General features: G+C 63.7%; 12 protein-coding genes. 4 read left to right on the plus strand and 8 right to left on the minus strand.

Going from position 1 to position 13,791, the window contains the following annotated elements:
* Nucleotides 1-52 precede the first annotated feature (52 nt).
* Nucleotides 53-1,111 carry an LLM class flavin-dependent oxidoreductase gene (locus tag CIC12_RS06845; RefSeq protein WP_168663388.1) on the minus strand — a complete coding sequence of 353 codons (1,059 nt, stop codon included), beginning with the start codon at nucleotides 1,109-1,111 and terminating at the stop codon, nucleotides 53-55.
* Between the two features lie 189 nt (nucleotides 1,112-1,300).
* On the opposite strand from CIC12_RS06845, the gene CIC12_RS06850 reads away from it, so the two are divergent.
* Nucleotides 1,301-2,275, plus strand: coding sequence for an aliphatic sulfonate ABC transporter substrate-binding protein (locus CIC12_RS06850; RefSeq protein WP_168663390.1), 975 nt, complete (start codon nucleotides 1,301-1,303; stop codon nucleotides 2,273-2,275).
* Between the two features lie 64 nt (nucleotides 2,276-2,339).
* Here CIC12_RS06850 and CIC12_RS06855 read toward each other — a convergent pair whose 3' ends face one another.
* The 5 genes from CIC12_RS06855 to CIC12_RS06875 form a co-directional block, all read right to left on the minus strand.
* On the minus strand, nucleotides 2,340-3,596 hold the full coding sequence (locus CIC12_RS06855) for an acyl-CoA dehydrogenase family protein (protein ID WP_168663392.1): 1,257 nt from the start codon (nucleotides 3,594-3,596) through the stop codon (nucleotides 2,340-2,342).
* Between the two features lie 137 nt (nucleotides 3,597-3,733).
* The gene (locus CIC12_RS06860; protein ID WP_168663394.1) at nucleotides 3,734-4,639 is read right to left on the minus strand and encodes an ABC transporter permease; all 906 of its coding nucleotides are present in this window, start codon (nucleotides 4,637-4,639) and stop codon (nucleotides 3,734-3,736) included.
* 2 nt (nucleotides 4,640-4,641) lie between these two features.
* Nucleotides 4,642-5,556, minus strand: a complete 915-nt coding sequence (locus CIC12_RS06865; RefSeq protein WP_168663396.1) for an ABC transporter permease — start codon at nucleotides 5,554-5,556, stop codon at nucleotides 4,642-4,644.
* A 144-nt stretch (nucleotides 5,557-5,700) separates the two neighbouring features.
* Nucleotides 5,701-7,005 carry an ABC transporter substrate-binding protein gene (locus CIC12_RS06870; RefSeq protein WP_168663398.1) on the minus strand — a complete coding sequence of 435 codons (1,305 nt, stop codon included), beginning with the start codon at nucleotides 7,003-7,005 and terminating at the stop codon, nucleotides 5,701-5,703.
* A gap of 79 nt (nucleotides 7,006-7,084) precedes the next feature.
* Complete coding sequence (locus tag CIC12_RS06875) at nucleotides 7,085-8,143, minus strand: ABC transporter ATP-binding protein (protein ID WP_168663400.1); 1,059 nt, start codon at nucleotides 8,141-8,143, stop codon at nucleotides 7,085-7,087.
* Between the two features lie 316 nt (nucleotides 8,144-8,459).
* Here CIC12_RS06875 and CIC12_RS06880 point away from each other — a divergent pair, with 316 nt between their 5' ends.
* From CIC12_RS06880 to CIC12_RS06890, 3 genes are read left to right on the plus strand one after another with little or no spacing between them, the layout of a single operon-like run.
* Entirely contained in the window at nucleotides 8,460-9,422 is a 963-nt protein-coding gene (locus CIC12_RS06880; protein ID WP_168663402.1) for a polysaccharide deacetylase family protein, read from the plus strand.
* Nucleotides 9,419-10,174: a GntR family transcriptional regulator gene (locus CIC12_RS06885; RefSeq protein WP_168663404.1), complete on the plus strand. Its 756-nt coding sequence runs from the start codon at nucleotides 9,419-9,421 to the stop codon at nucleotides 10,172-10,174. Before CIC12_RS06880 ends, CIC12_RS06885 begins: the two co-directional genes overlap by 4 nt.
* Nucleotides 10,164-10,754 (plus strand): flavin reductase family protein, encoded by a 591-nt coding sequence (locus CIC12_RS06890; RefSeq protein WP_168663406.1) that lies wholly within the window; start codon nucleotides 10,164-10,166, stop codon nucleotides 10,752-10,754. The genes CIC12_RS06885 and CIC12_RS06890 overlap by 11 nt, the downstream gene beginning before the upstream one ends.
* A 43-nt stretch (nucleotides 10,755-10,797) precedes the next feature.
* On the opposite strand, the gene ggt is transcribed toward CIC12_RS06890, so the two are convergent.
* A complete protein-coding gene (gene ggt / locus CIC12_RS06895) occupies nucleotides 10,798-12,384 on the minus strand; it encodes a gamma-glutamyltransferase (protein WP_174771945.1) in 1,587 nt (528 codons plus the stop codon).
* Between the two features lie 181 nt (nucleotides 12,385-12,565).
* Nucleotides 12,566-13,609 (minus strand): rod shape-determining protein, encoded by a 1,044-nt coding sequence (locus CIC12_RS06900; RefSeq protein ID WP_121322348.1) that lies wholly within the window; start codon nucleotides 13,607-13,609, stop codon nucleotides 12,566-12,568.
* Between the last annotated feature and the right edge of the window lie 182 nt (nucleotides 13,610-13,791).

Raw genomic sequence — 13,791 nt, forward strand, 5'->3', positions numbered from 1 at the left:
TCGAAGCATCAAGCCGGATATCGCGCGTAGCTGCATCGGCCAGTCAGGTCGCTCAGCGAGTCAGGCGCCGCACGCGGGGCAATACTTCTTCCGCAAAGACGCGCATGTCGCGCTCGAACGGCTGGAATTGCAGCATGAACAATTCGATCCCCGCGTGATGAAAGCGGGCGATGCGCGCGGCGACCGTGTCATAGCTGCCGACCAGTCCCGCCGCGGTGCCGCCGTTCGAGCCGACGCGCGGCGTTTGCGCGAAGGTCTGGAACATCACCGCCTTCGGGTCGATGTTCGATTTCTGCTGCGCGCGCAGCGGCGCATCTCTCGCGGCGAGGGCGAACAGATGATCGAGGTGCCGGGTTGCGTCGTCGTCGGTTTCACGGGCGATCACAAATGCCGACAGGCCGAAACGCAACGGCGCGTGCGCCGCAGGCCGCTTGCGGGCGCGCAGGTCGGCGATCAGCGCTTCGACGTCCGGCAACGGCTGGCCGTTGATGAACCACACGTCGCCTTTGTCGGCGACCAGCTGGCGCGCGGGCTCCGATTCACCGCCCACGTAGATGAGCGGCCGTTCGCGATACGGATCGGCAGGGCGCAATAGATAGTCATCCACATTAAAGTGTTCGCCGTGAAAACGCGTGCGTTCGCCGCGCAACAACGCATCGACCACGGTGATCCACTCGCGCCCATACGCGTAACGCGCGTCGTGCTCCGCAAAGCCGATACCGGCGCGCTCCAGCTCCGGGCGATTCCACGCATTGACAAGATTAATTGCGAAGCGCCCGCCGCTGATGTGCTCGATCTGCTGCGCCATTTTCGCCAACACGACCGGGTGATACAGATAAGGCTTGATGGCCGCGATGATTTCGATGCGTTCGGTCAACGCCGCGAGCGCGGCCGACGCGGTCCACGCTTCGAGCTGATCGAAGTCGGGATTGTGCGGATTGATCGTGTGTTGGGCGACGAGCACCGAGTCGTAGCCGAGGCGCTCGGCTTCGAGTACGAGAGCTTTGTTGCGCGCCCATGACGCGTCGTACGGTTCATCGGGGTCCTGCAGTGCGGCGCGGCTGCCATGAACCAGGGCCCAGACGCCGAAGCGCGGAGGCAGTGTCGACATAAAGCGAAAATCTCCACGGAAAAGCGGTGCTTGCGATTTGTTCGACTCGCATCAAAGCTTTGAATGATGCGGGATGCCGTCGCCACGCGTTCCAATTTCTGTCTATATCGTTCGATGAAATCGGTCTATGGACGTGCCGCGAACTTTTATATATTCAGCGATTGCGCCTACCTTTCTGGAATTCGATCGATGCCTGTCACTTTCTCCGGCTCTCGCCGTCTGCTGCACTTTTGCGTGTCATTGACGTTGATCGGCGGGGTGCTGTCCGCCGGCTTCGCACAAGCCAACGAAACGGTTTCGATCAGCTATCAGCGTTCGTCGACGCTGTTCATTCTGCTCAAGCGCACCGGTGCATTGGAGAAGAAGCTCAAACCGCTGGGCTATGACGTGAGCTGGCACGAGTTCTCGACGGGCCTGCTGCAATCGCTGAACGCGGGCAGTGTGGATCTGCATGCGGACGTCGCCGATGCATTCGCGCTTTTCACGCAGGCCGCCAACGCGCCGCTGACTTACTACGCAGAGGAAACCTCGGCGCCGACGGCTCAGGCGATCATCGTGCCGCCGGGCTCGCCGATCCGCTCGGTTGCGGACCTGAAGGGAAAACGCGTCGCGGTGGCGAAAGGCTCGGGCTGTAATTACCTGTTGCTGAGCGCATTGGCCAAAGCGGGAATGACCATCAACGACATTCAGGTGCGCTATCTGGAAGCGCCCGACGCGCTCGCCGCGTTTCGCGGCGGCAACATCGACGCATGGGCGATCTGGGACCCGTTCCTCGCCGCGCAGCAGCGTGATGCGCACGTGCGCGTGATTGCCGACGGCACCAGCGGAGTCGCGCAATACAACCGTTTCTATACGGCGACGACCGCGTTCGCGGACAAGCATCCGGACGTGCTGCGCGTCGTATTCGATGAACTGAACACGACCGGCAAATGGGTCAAGGCGCATCCGCAGGACGCCGCGCAGATTCTCGGCCCGGTGTGGGGGAACATTCCCGCGCCGACAGTCGAGCTGGCCAATAGCCGCCGCAGCTATGACATCGTGCCGGTGCAGCGCGATCAGTTGGCGGAGCAGCAGCGTATCGCGGATACGTATCGCGCGGCCGGACTCATTCCCGCTGCACTGAAGGCGACCGACATCCGGATCTGGACGCCGTCGGCGAAGTAAGGAAAGGCACTGTTCAGCACGTTCCTGTGCCGAACAGTGCAGGCCAGTCACTCAGTCGAGCCCATCAAGCGGGCGAGCCTTCACGCGCGACGCCGAACCGTTCGTTGTGCGCCTTGCCGTTCAGATAGAAGTCACCGATCGCCGCCTCCCGAATGATCGCCGGATTGTGCGAGGCGAGCACTCGCGCATTGCGCCAGTAGCGGTCGAAGCGGCGCGATTCGCTGGTGGCCGATGCGCCGCCCACTTCGAACAGCAGCGTGGCCGCCTGCAGTGTTTGCTCGATGACGATCTGCTGCGCCTGAAAGGTCTGGATGTCGAGGCGGATATAGGTTTGCTCATCGGTGCGGCCCTCGGCGCGCGCGACGCAAACCTCGTCGATTGCACGCGCCAGCGCTGCGCTGATGCTCTGCGTCGAGTAAGCGAGACTCGCGAGGCGGCCGACCACGCGATGCACGAGCGGATTGTCGCGCGGGCTCGACTCGCCGGGGATGCCGAAGGTTCTCGTCCTTGCCTGCGTGAAGGTCACGGCGTCGCGCAGCGCCGCGCGGCTGATACCCGCGAGGTTGGCGACGTGCAGCGCCTGGTAGTACGCGGTCAGCAGGCTGTTGCGGCGTGGTTCGGACGCCTGGTAGCGACGGTACAGATTGTCGGGTGAAACCGGCACGCGCTCGAAACGCGCGGTACCGCTGCCGGTCAGACGCTGGCCGAAGCCGTCCCAGTCGTCGATACGTTCGACGCCCGGCGTATCGGCCTTGACGAGCACGCGCACGTCGCTCTGGCCATCATGCGCGGTGACGTCCACCCAATCGGCGTAGAGCGTGCCGGTGGTGTAGTACTTCTCGCCGTCGAGATGCCACGCACCGTCGGTCTGCGTGAGACGCACGCTGTTGTTGGTCACGCCGGTACGCTCGGACACCGCGCCGCCGACAATCTGCCCTTGGGCCACGCGCGTGAGCCAGCGGTCGCGCAGCGCCGCGTCGCTGTTTTCCAGCAGCGATTCGACAAAGCCACCATGCACGCGCAGGATTTGCGGCAGATTCGAATCGGCTTCGCCGAGGCGCGTGACCAGCGCGAAGAACTGCGTGAGCGAGACGCCTTCGCCGCCGTATTGTTGCGGCACGCGCAGCCGCGTGTAGCCCGCTTCACGCAGCCACTCCACCGGTTCGTAGGCGAGTTCCCGATGTTGCTCGCGCTGCACCGCGCCTTCGGCGATGCGCGCGAGGAGCGGCGCGAAGCGGCGGGTCAGCGGGTCGTCGCCGAACAGTTGAGCGGCGTCGGCGACGGGATGAACCGGGCTGTGTTGTGATTGAACTGCTGACATGTGTTCTCCGAAATGAAGCGCGTACGCGGCGCAATCGGAGTACGGTACGGGAGGACGCGGGGCGCCAGCAACGAAGTATTTCGCCGATTCTTAGCAGAGTGCGTGCAATGGCTTTCGCATGCACGGCCGCGTCGCTTTTATTTGAGCGCCGCCACGGTACGCCGGCGTGCCAGCAGCTTCACCGCCAGCAGACAGGTGCCCATCACCGTGAACGACAACACGGTCGTCATCGTGCCGAGCGCGTAGATGACCGGCGTCGTCACCGACGTCGTGAGCCCCTGCAATTCGAGCGGCAATGTGTTCTGTTCGCCGATCGCCTGCGAGGTGCGGGCGATCTCGTCCCATGACAGCGTGAAGCCGAACATCGCGACGCCGACCACCGAAGGCCCGATGATCGGCAGCACGACATGCCGGAAGCTCTGCCACGGCGTTGCACCGAGATCGCGCGACGCTTCCTCGTAAGCCGGGTTGAAGCGGTTGAACACCGCGAACATCACCAGCAGGCCGAACGGCAGCGTCCACGTCAGATGCGCGCCGAGCGCGGACGTGAAGAGGCCCATCGAGGTCGTATAGGCATCGGCGAACGACTGATAGCCCCACGCCGACGCGAGGTACTTCACGCCGTTATCCAGCAGCCGGAACGTCAGGCCGATACCGAGCGACACGATGATTGACGGCATGATCAGACTCGCCACCGACACGTAGAACACCGCAGTGTCGCCGCGAAATTTTCGACGGAACGCGAGACCCGCCGCGACCGAGAACACCACCGTCAGCACCGTGACCACCAAAGCGAGCCGCACGGACCGGCCGAAGGCGGCCCAGATGTCGATATCGGCGACGCCGTTGCGCAGCACCGCGAACCAGTGCAGCGAAACACCCCGCATCGGGAAGGTCAGACCGCCCTCGGGGCCTTGAAACGACAGAATGAAAATCGTGATCACCGGTCCGTACAGGAACAGCACGAACAGGCCGAACAGCAGCGCGAGCCAGTAGAAGCTGGCCGGACGGCGTTCGCGATGTTTGACGCGAATGGTCTGCATCTTCATAGCTCCTTGCGAATATCGACGACGCGCGTCAATCCCCACACGATCATCAGCACGACGGCGAGCAGAATGATCGCGTTGGCCGCCGCGGCGGGAAATTGCAGGTAGCCGGTCTGCACCTGAATGATCTTGCCCACCGACGCGATCTGCTGCCCGCCCATCACGCCGACGGTCAGGAAATCGCCCATCACGATCGTGATCACGAAGATCGAGCCGATCACGATGCCGGTCTTCGACAACGGCAGGACCACGTCGCGCACCACCTGCCAGCCGCTCGCACCGGCATCGCGCGCGGCTTCGAGCAGCGCCCGGTCGATACGCATCATCGCGTTGAAAATCGGCACGATCATGAAGAACGTGTACAGATGCACGAACGCGAGCACCACCGAAAAGTTCGAATACAGCAGCCATTCGAGCGGCTGATCGATCAGATGCGCGCCGAGCAGCGCCTGATTCACGAGGCCGTTGCGGCCGAGCAGCGGCATCCACGAAATCATCCGGATCACGTTGGACGTCCAGAACGGAATCGTGCAGACGAGAAACAGTACCGTCTGCATGCTCGTCGTGCGAACGTGGAACGCGAGAAAGTAAGCGATCGAAAAGCCCAGCAGCAAGGTCACGGCCCACACGATCGCGCAGAACTTGAGCGTCGACCAGTACGTCTTGAAGGTTACGCAGACGTCGGTCATCGACGAACAGCCGTCGAAAATCGCCGCGTAGTTCTTCAGCGTGAACGCCGGAATGATCTGGTATTCGTTGAAGTCCCAGAAGCTGACGATCAACGTGATCACGAGCGGCACGATGAAAAACAGCAGGAACGTCAGCGACAGCGGCGTCGCCTGCAACCATGCCGGTGCACGGCGATGTTTGACGGGCGCGTCCTGCGTGAGCGAGGGAAGGTCGATCGTTGCCATGGGCGAGTGTGTCTGTCGATTGACGTGCGCGGCCGTAGCGCCGCGCGCGGGGAAATCTCTACGCGGCGAACCGGCGCCGTGTTTGCCGATGCGTTGGCCGGCGCGTCATGCACCGGCAAACACAACGCACGGCGTTACGCTCGATCACGCCGCGATGAACTCGTTCCACTTCTGCACCATGTAGATGTTCTCGTCCATCACCGCGTTCCAGCACGCAATCGCGCTCATGCGCTGCGTGTAAGAGCCGCCGTCGCGCACCGCGCCGGCCTTTTCGAGCAACTGGCCGTCCGGCGCCTTGATGTCCTGCGCGGCGGGTTTGCCTTCGATCCAGTAGTCCCATTCGTACGGCTGCATGTGCGTCTTCGCGGTTTCGATCACGCCGGGGTAATAGCCCTGGCGCATCAGGTAGGCGCCGGCCCAGCCGTCCTGGAACCAGTTGACGAACTCATAGGCGGCGTCGAGCTTCTTGCCTTGCAGCGAGCGTGGAAAGCCGAAGCCCGAGGCCCAAGAACGATAGCCTTCCTTGAGCGGCTGGAACTTGCACGCGATGCCCATCGTGCGCACCTTCGTCACCGCGGGCGACCACATCGACTGGATCACGACTTCGCCCGACGCCATCAGATTCACGCTCTCGTTGAAGTCTTTCCAGAACGCGCGGAACTGGCCGGCATGCTTGGCCTCGATCAGGACCTTGATGGTCTGGTCGATCTCGGCCTTCGTCATGTTGCCTTTGTCGCCGTACTTCATATGGCCCATCGCCTCGATCGCCATCGCCGAGTCCATGATGCCGATCGCGGGAATGTTCAGCAGCGCCGCCTTGCCCTTGAATTGCGGATTGAGCAGTTCCGCCCAGCTGTCCACCGGCCGCTTGATCAGATCGGGACGAATGCCGAGTGTGTCCGCGTTGTAGGTGGTCGGGATCAGTGTCATCCATTCGGTCGGCGTCGCCGAGAACTGGGTCGAGCGCGGGCCGGTGAGGAACATCACCTTTTTCGGCGCGGTGCCCTGGTCGCCGATCTTCTTGCCGTTGACTTCGCCGCGCGTGAGCACCGGCGTGATCTTGTCGGCGAGCTTGATGCGTTTGAAGTCCATGCCCGCGAGCGTGCCGGCCGGGATCAGTTTCTTCAGCGCGAAATATTCGGTGTCGACGATATCGAACGAGTTGGGCTGCGTGATGATGCGCTTGGCGACGTCGTCGGTGGTCACCGGTACGTATTGAATCTCGATGCCCGTGTCTTCCTTGAATTTCTTCGCGATGTCGGCGCTCTGATTGACCGCTGTGCCGAGGTAGCGCAACGTGATCTTTTCCTGCGCATGCACGTACGGAAAACCGGCAATGCCGGCCGCCGCCACTGCACCCTTGATGAACGTGCGGCGCGACAGGCCCTTTTCCTTCACATCCGTTCCATCCACTGCCGCCGCTGCCGGACTCCCGTTCGTTTCGTTCATTGCTTTCTCCTCAGTTGACGTTCGATTGACGCTCATTCAATGGTTTGTTCACTGGGCCGCGCCGGCCGCGTTCAAACGCTCAGGCCGCGAGCGGATGCGCGTCCTGCTCGTTCCACCACACCACCACGCGCGCCTCGGGGCCGAGCCGCGCCGCGTCGTAGTCGCCGTCGCTCACGAGCGAGATCAGTTCGGGCGAGCCGTCGAGCGGATCGAGCGTCATGCGCAAATGCGTGCCCTGGTACTCGGCTTCGCGGACCTTGCAGGGCACGCCGCCGATGCGGGGCAGGCCGCCCTCGCCGCCGGCGTTGTGCACGGGTGTAACTCCATGCGGCACCACGCGCAGATGATCGGCGCGCACGGTAAACGAGCGGCCATTCGTGTTGAAGACGTTATGTCCGCCGAGAAAGCGCGCGACGAATTCGGTACGTGGCCGGTTGAAGACTTCATGCGGTGTGCCGCTCTGTTCGATACGGCCGTGACTCATCACCACGACGAGATCGGCAAGCGCCATTGCTTCTTCCTGCGAGTGCGTGACGTGGACGAAGGTGATGCCGAGTTCTTTCTGCCAGCGCTTGAGTTCGGCGCGCATTTGCACGCGCAGGAACGGGTCGAGCGCGGAGAGCGGTTCGTCGAGCAGCAGGCAGCCCGGCTGATTCAGCAAGGCGCGCGCGAGCGCGACGCGTTGCTGCTGGCCGCCGGAGAGTTGTGCCGGCTTGCGCGCGGCATACGCGGACATGGCGACGAGTTCGAGCAGTTCGGCGGCGCGCTTGCGCCGCACGTCCTTCGCGACGCCGCGCATCTTCAGGCTGAACGCGACGTTGTCGAGCGCGCTCAGATGCGGGAAGAGTGCATAGTTCTGAAACACCATCGCGGTGCCGCGCGCGGCGGGTTCGGCGCGCGTGACGTTGCGGCCCGCGATCAGAATGTCACCATCGGTGACGGATTCATGACCGGCGATCATGCGCAGAGTCGAGGTCTTGCCGCAGCCCGACGGTCCGAGCAGGCAGCAGTATTGACCGCCGGCGATGCGCAGGTCGATCGCGTCGACGGCCAGCGAATCGCCGTATTGCTTCGACACGTGAACCAGTTCGATATCGGCGGCTTGAGTATCGAGCACCGTTGAAGCAGGCTGAATCATGAAGGAAGTGTCCTCGTGAACGGCGAACAGTGGGCGCGCGCCAAAACAGCTACGCCACCTATGCGAGGCGATGCAAACGCAAGACATGTGCCATCCATCGCACGACGGCGCTCGCGGTATGCGGACGTACCGTTGGGCCTAACGTCTACGAGTTGGCGCACATATTGCAAACGATCCGCAGCGTCGATCGTTAGCGATCAGCAGGATGGATTTGCGCGATCACGGTGCGTCAGCGGTCCGTCTCGGGGCATGAACCGGTCAATCCGGTTCATCCATGACGTGACGCGGCGTTTTTCGTCATCCACGGTTTCTTCTCATGAACGACACGCACATGCCTGCAATAGAGAACCGCGCGCGTCAATCGCTCGCCACGCATGGACGTTTTGCATATAGGCCGATCACGGATAGCGACGCGTTCCGCTGGCCTGGCGGCGCGGGACTTGCGGTCTATCTCGGCTTCAACATCGAGCACTTTGCGTTCGGTGAAGGACTCGGTGCGGCGCTCGGGCCGCTTTCACCGCAACCGGACGTGCTGAACCATAGCTGGCGTGAATACGGCAATCGCGTCGGGGCGTGGCGCTGCATCGAACTGTTCGACCAACTCGCCTTGCCCGCCGGCACGCTGATCAACACCGCGCTCTACGATCACTGTCCTGAACTGATCGCGGCTTGCGTTGCGCGTGGCGATGAACTGATTGGTCATGGCCACACGAATGCGCACCGGCAGAGCGAGCTCGACGAACGCGGCGAGCGTGACCTGCTTCTGCATTGCCGCGAACGGATCGCGGAAGAGTCCGGTACACCGCCGCAAGGCTGGTTGTCGCCGTGGATTTCCGAATCGCATCTGACGCCCGATCTGCTGGCCGAGACCGGCTATCGCTACACCCTGAACTGGTGTCACGACGACCGCCCCGTGCGCATGGCCACGCGCGGCGCGCCCCTCTGGTCGATTCCGTATCCGCAGGAACTCAACGACCTGCCGATGATGGTGGGCCGCCACATGGACGGCCGTGCGTTCGCCGACATGATCGTCGACCAGTTCGATGAGATGCTCGAACAGGCTAATCGCGGTTCGCAACCGCAGGCCCTGGTGATGGGCATCGCGCTGCATCCGTATCTGGTCGGGCAGCCGTACAGGTTGCGGCATCTGCGCCGTGCGCTCGAGCATATTGCCGCGGCGCGTGCGCGAGGCGATGTGTGGATCACCACACCGGGCGCGATCGCAAATCATATGGACGATCTGGAGCGGGACGGCATCGTGCGCCCGGCTGCGGTATGAGCCCGCGAGACGGCGCGGCCACCGCGAAAAAGGCTCGTGGTGAAGAGGCCGACATCGATGCGCGCATCTACCAGTCGATTTTCGATGGCGTGCTCAATCATCGTTTGACGCCCGGTACGAAGCTGCCCGAACCCGAGCTGTGCCAGCTATTCGGTGTGGGCCGCGCGGTCGTGCGTCGCGTGCTGGAAAAACTCGCTTATGACGGCATCGTCGTGTTGCGGCCGAACAAGGGCGCAGTGATCGCGGAGCCGACGCCCGAGGAAACCCGCGAGATTTTCGAGGCGCGGCGCTCGGTCGAACGGATGCTCGTCGAACTGGCCGTGCAGCGTGCGAGCGCGCGCGATATCAAGGCGCTGCGTCAGCAGCTCGCGAGCGAGCACGACGCGATGCATCGTTTCGACCAGCCATCGTGGGCGACGCTCGCGAGCGGCTTTCATATGCGCATCGCCGCGCTGGCGGGCAACTCGATCCTGCAAAACTATCTGAAGGAACTGGTGTCGCGTTGTTCGCTGATCGTGGGTGTGTACGAACCGCCGGGGCATGCGCCGTGCGAGCACGCGGAGCATGCGGCCATCGTCGATTGCATCGAGGCGCGCGACGCGGCAGGCGCGATCGCGCATATGGAAGCGCATCTGCGCGATCTCGAAGAGCGCATTGAAACTTCGCGGATGCGTGGCGAGAGGAGTCTCGGCCAATTACTCGGCATCATTGGACACGCGACCACGAACCAGGCGGACCGACATGGAAATTGATTTCGCAGCGATCACCGAATACCAGCGCTACAAGCTGATGGCGAGCCTGATCGTGCCGCGTCCGATCGCGCTCGTCACGACGCTCGGGCCCGACGGCACGATCAACGCCGCGCCGTTCTCGATGTTCAACATGCTCGGCGAAGAGCCGCCTATCGTGATGATCAGCGTGAACCGCGGCGCGGACGGCACGCTCAAGGACACGGCGGCCAATATCATGCGGACCGGTGAGTTCGTCGTGCATCTCGCGGACGAGGCTATCGCCGAAAAAATGCATCGCTGCGGCGCAAGGCTGCCGCCTCATGTGAGCGAACTCGCGGAGGTCGGCTTGACGCCGGTGGCGAGTTCGCACGTTGCGCCGCCGCGCATCACCGAAGCGCCGGTCGCGTTCGAATGCACGATCTGGGAGACGTTGGAGACGAGCAGCCGGCAGATCTTTATCGGCCGCGTGCATCGGCTGCATGCGCGCGACGAACTGATCGACATCGAGACGTGGCGCGTGCGCTTGCAGCACTACTTTCCGGTGGGCCGATTTGGTGCGAGCGACTATGTGACGACACGCGACCGGTTTACGCTCGGGTGACGGCGTTCAGCCGTTCGATCGCGCAGCCCCGGCACCACCCTGATCACACGCCCAGCGCGCGCCCGTCGCTGCGCGGATCGTGCGCGCCTGAAACCGTGCCGTCGGCATCGATGCGAATCACGCCCGGGTGACCCGCGAGCGGACTTTGCGCCGCGATCGTACTGACCTCGTGGCCGCGCGCGGCCAGCGCCGCGAACACGTCGGCGCCCGCGTCCTCTTCGAGCTTCAACGCATCGCGCGTGTCGGAGAACGTCTTGCCGAGCAGAAAGCGCGGGCGGGCGAGGGCGGTGAGCGGGTTCATCCTGTAGTCGATCAGCCGCGTGAGAATCGCGGCGAGCGTTTGCGGCTGACCGTCGGCGCCTTGCGTGCCGAACAGCAAGTGCGGGCGGCCGTCTTTCAGATACATGCCCGGGTTCAGCGTATGAAAGGGGCGCTTGCCCGGTTGCACGACGTTATGATGCGCGGGGTGCGTGCTGAACGACGCGCCGCGGTTGTGCCACAGAACGCCGGTGTCGCCCGCGACCACGCCACTGCCCCAATCGAAGTAGACCGTTTGCAGCACGCTGACACTGCGTCCCTCGCGATCCGTCGCGCCGATGAACACCGTGTCGCCCGGGCGGAACACGTGCGGCCAGGCGCGGGCCTGCTGCAAGTCGATCGACGCGGCATGCGCGTCGAGGGTCGCGCGCGAGAGCATCTGCTCGACTGGCACGTCGTTGAACTCCGGATCGGAAACGAAACGGTCGCGATCGACGAACGCGCATTTCACCGCTTCCACCAGCAGGTGGTAGTAATCGGCGCTGCCTTCGCGAATCGAGGCGAGGTCGAAGCGATCGAGCGTACCCATGATCTGCAGCGTCGTCACCCCTTGCGTGGGCGGGCGCAGGCTCACCAGTTCGCCGCCGCGATACGCGACCCGTAACGGCGCCTCGTCGCGCGCGCGGGTTCTGGCGAGATCGCTCGCGGTGAGCGGCGATCCGGCCTGCTGCAAACCGCGTGCGATTCGCTCGGCCAGCTCGCCTTCATAAAACTCGCGCGCGCCAAAACGGGCAATCCGTTCGATGCTTTTCGCCAACGCCGGTTGCGCAAAATGCTCGTCGATGGCCGGAATCCTGCCATGCGGCGCGAAGGCCGCCGCGAAGCCGGGTAATGCGCTCAGTTCGTCGGCGCGCAGGCTTTGCCAGAAATGTTGGGACGGCGTGACCGGAAAACCGTTGCTTGCATAATCGAGCGCACGCTCGAACAGCGACGACCACGGCTGCGTGCCGCCCCACGTGCTTTGACTGATCTCGTATGCCTGGTGCCAGGTATCGACGGTGGCGGCAGTCGTGAGCGCGGACGCCGCGCCGCGCACGGGAATCGCGGCATCGAACGCGGGCAGTTCAGCCGCGGCCTGGCCGATGCCCGACAGCGTGCGCAATGTCCCCGTGCGGTCGCCGATCACCCAGAAGGCGTCGCCGCCGAGTCCGGTGAAATGCGGATACGTCACGCACAGCGCCGCGCCGATCGCGATGGCCGCTTCGATCGCATTGCCGCCCGCCCGCAAGACGTCGCGGCCAGCCTCGCTCGCCAACGCATGGGGGCTGGTGACCATGCCGTCGATGGCACAGGCGAGTCGCGAGTCGTGCATGCTTGCTCCGCTACGGGGATGAGTTGCGCTTGAGCGCGCCGGAGTCGGAAGTATAAGTTCGCGCGCGGCGCCGAAAATAATCCGTGCGACGCCGCAACAGGCATGAGGCCGCGGGCGCACAGGCAGCGCGTGATCCGGTCGCCAGCAGACACGCGGCGCAATCACTCACCGCCGCGCGGGCTCATTCATAAGAGAAGAAGCCACCGAATTTCTCGATCCGTTCGAGCGCCATGCCGGAGCCGCGCACCACGCACGTGAGCGGCGCTTCGGCGACGAACACCGGCAGCCCCGTTTCTTCCGCCAGCAGCCGGTCGAGGTCGCGCAGCAGCGCACCGCCGCCCGCCAGCATGATGCCGCGCTCGGCGATATCGGCGCCGAGTTCGGGAGGCGTCTGTTCCAGGGCGATCTTCACGGCCGACACGATCTGGTTCAGCGGATCGGTGAGCGCTTCGAGAATTTCGTTGCTGGACACGGTGAAACTGCGTGGTATGCCTTCGGACATATTGCGGCCCTTGACTTCCATTTCCTTGACTTCGGAGCCCGGAAATGCGGAGCCGATTTCCTTCTTGATCGCTTCGGCGGTCTGTTCGCCGATCAGCATGCCGTAGTTGCGGCGGATGTAGTTGACGATCGCGTCGTCGAACTTGTCGCCACCCACGCGCACCGAGCCCTTGTACACGATGCCGCCGAGCGAGATCACGCCCACTTCGGTTGTGCCGCCGCCGATGTCGACCACCATCGAGCCGGTCGCGTCCGATACCGGCAGGCCCGCGCCGGTTGCCGCGGCCATCGGTTCCTCGATCAGATAGACCTGCGACGCGCCCGCGCTATGAGCGGCTTCCTTGATCGCACGCCGCTCGACCTGGGTCGAACCGCACGGCACGCAGATGATGATGCGCGGCGACGGCGCGAACATCCGCGATTCATGCGCCATCTGGATGAAGCGCTTGATCATCTGCTGGGTGATGTTGAAGTCGGCGATCACGCCGTCTTTCATCGGGCGGATCGCCTCGATGTTGCCCGGCACTTTGCCGAGCATCTGTTTCGCTTCCTTGCCGACGGCCAGAATGATCTTCTTGCCATTCGGGCCGCCTTCCTGGCGAATCGAGACCACCGAGGGTTCGTCGAGCACGATGCCTTTGCCACGCATGTAGATCAGCGTGTTCGACGTGCCGAGGTCGATGGCCAGGTCGTTGGAAAAATAGCCGCGCAGAAAACCGAACATGCAAATTCCTGTCTCTGTGAGGTCGGGCGCGTGAGCGCCGATGGGGGAGTGCCGCGCCATGGCGCCAGGCGACCGGTTGACGGTCGGGAGAGAGGGAAGAATAACAGTTTCGGATGCGGCGGCAATGCCGGCGGCGGGTCGTTGGGGGCAGCGGCGAGTAATAAGCCATGCGCCCGTCCGAA

This window comes from Paraburkholderia sp. SG-MS1, assembly GCF_012275575.1.
In the GTDB taxonomy this organism is placed as follows: domain Bacteria; phylum Pseudomonadota; class Gammaproteobacteria; order Burkholderiales; family Burkholderiaceae; genus Paraburkholderia.

What these genes read in the sequence shown, in the direction of transcription:
- CIC12_RS06845 (WP_168663388.1), bottom strand. Translation starts at nt 1,111, where the DNA reads ATGTCGACACTGCCTCCGCGCTTCGGCGTCTGGGCCCTGGTTCATGGC.
- CIC12_RS06850 (WP_168663390.1), top strand. Translation starts at nt 1,301, where the DNA reads ATGCCTGTCACTTTCTCCGGCTCTCGCCGTCTGCTGCACTTTTGCGTG.
- CIC12_RS06855 (WP_168663392.1), bottom strand. Translation starts at nt 3,596, where the DNA reads ATGTCAGCAGTTCAATCACAACACAGCCCGGTTCATCCCGTCGCCGAC.
- CIC12_RS06860 (WP_168663394.1), bottom strand. Translation starts at nt 4,639, where the DNA reads ATGCAGACCATTCGCGTCAAACATCGCGAACGCCGTCCGGCCAGCTTC.
- CIC12_RS06865 (WP_168663396.1), bottom strand. Translation starts at nt 5,556, where the DNA reads ATGGCAACGATCGACCTTCCCTCGCTCACGCAGGACGCGCCCGTCAAA.
- CIC12_RS06870 (WP_168663398.1), bottom strand. Translation starts at nt 7,005, where the DNA reads ATGAACGAAACGAACGGGAGTCCGGCAGCGGCGGCAGTGGATGGAACG.
- CIC12_RS06875 (WP_168663400.1), bottom strand. Translation starts at nt 8,143, where the DNA reads ATGATTCAGCCTGCTTCAACGGTGCTCGATACTCAAGCCGCCGATATC.
- CIC12_RS06880 (WP_168663402.1), top strand. Translation starts at nt 8,460, where the DNA reads ATGAACGACACGCACATGCCTGCAATAGAGAACCGCGCGCGTCAATCG.
- CIC12_RS06885 (WP_168663404.1), top strand. Translation starts at nt 9,419, where the DNA reads ATGAGCCCGCGAGACGGCGCGGCCACCGCGAAAAAGGCTCGTGGTGAA.
- CIC12_RS06890 (WP_168663406.1), top strand. Translation starts at nt 10,164, where the DNA reads ATGGAAATTGATTTCGCAGCGATCACCGAATACCAGCGCTACAAGCTG.
- ggt (WP_174771945.1), bottom strand. Translation starts at nt 12,384, where the DNA reads ATGCACGACTCGCGACTCGCCTGTGCCATCGACGGCATGGTCACCAGC.
- CIC12_RS06900 (WP_121322348.1), bottom strand. Translation starts at nt 13,609, where the DNA reads ATGTTCGGTTTTCTGCGCGGCTATTTTTCCAACGACCTGGCCATCGAC.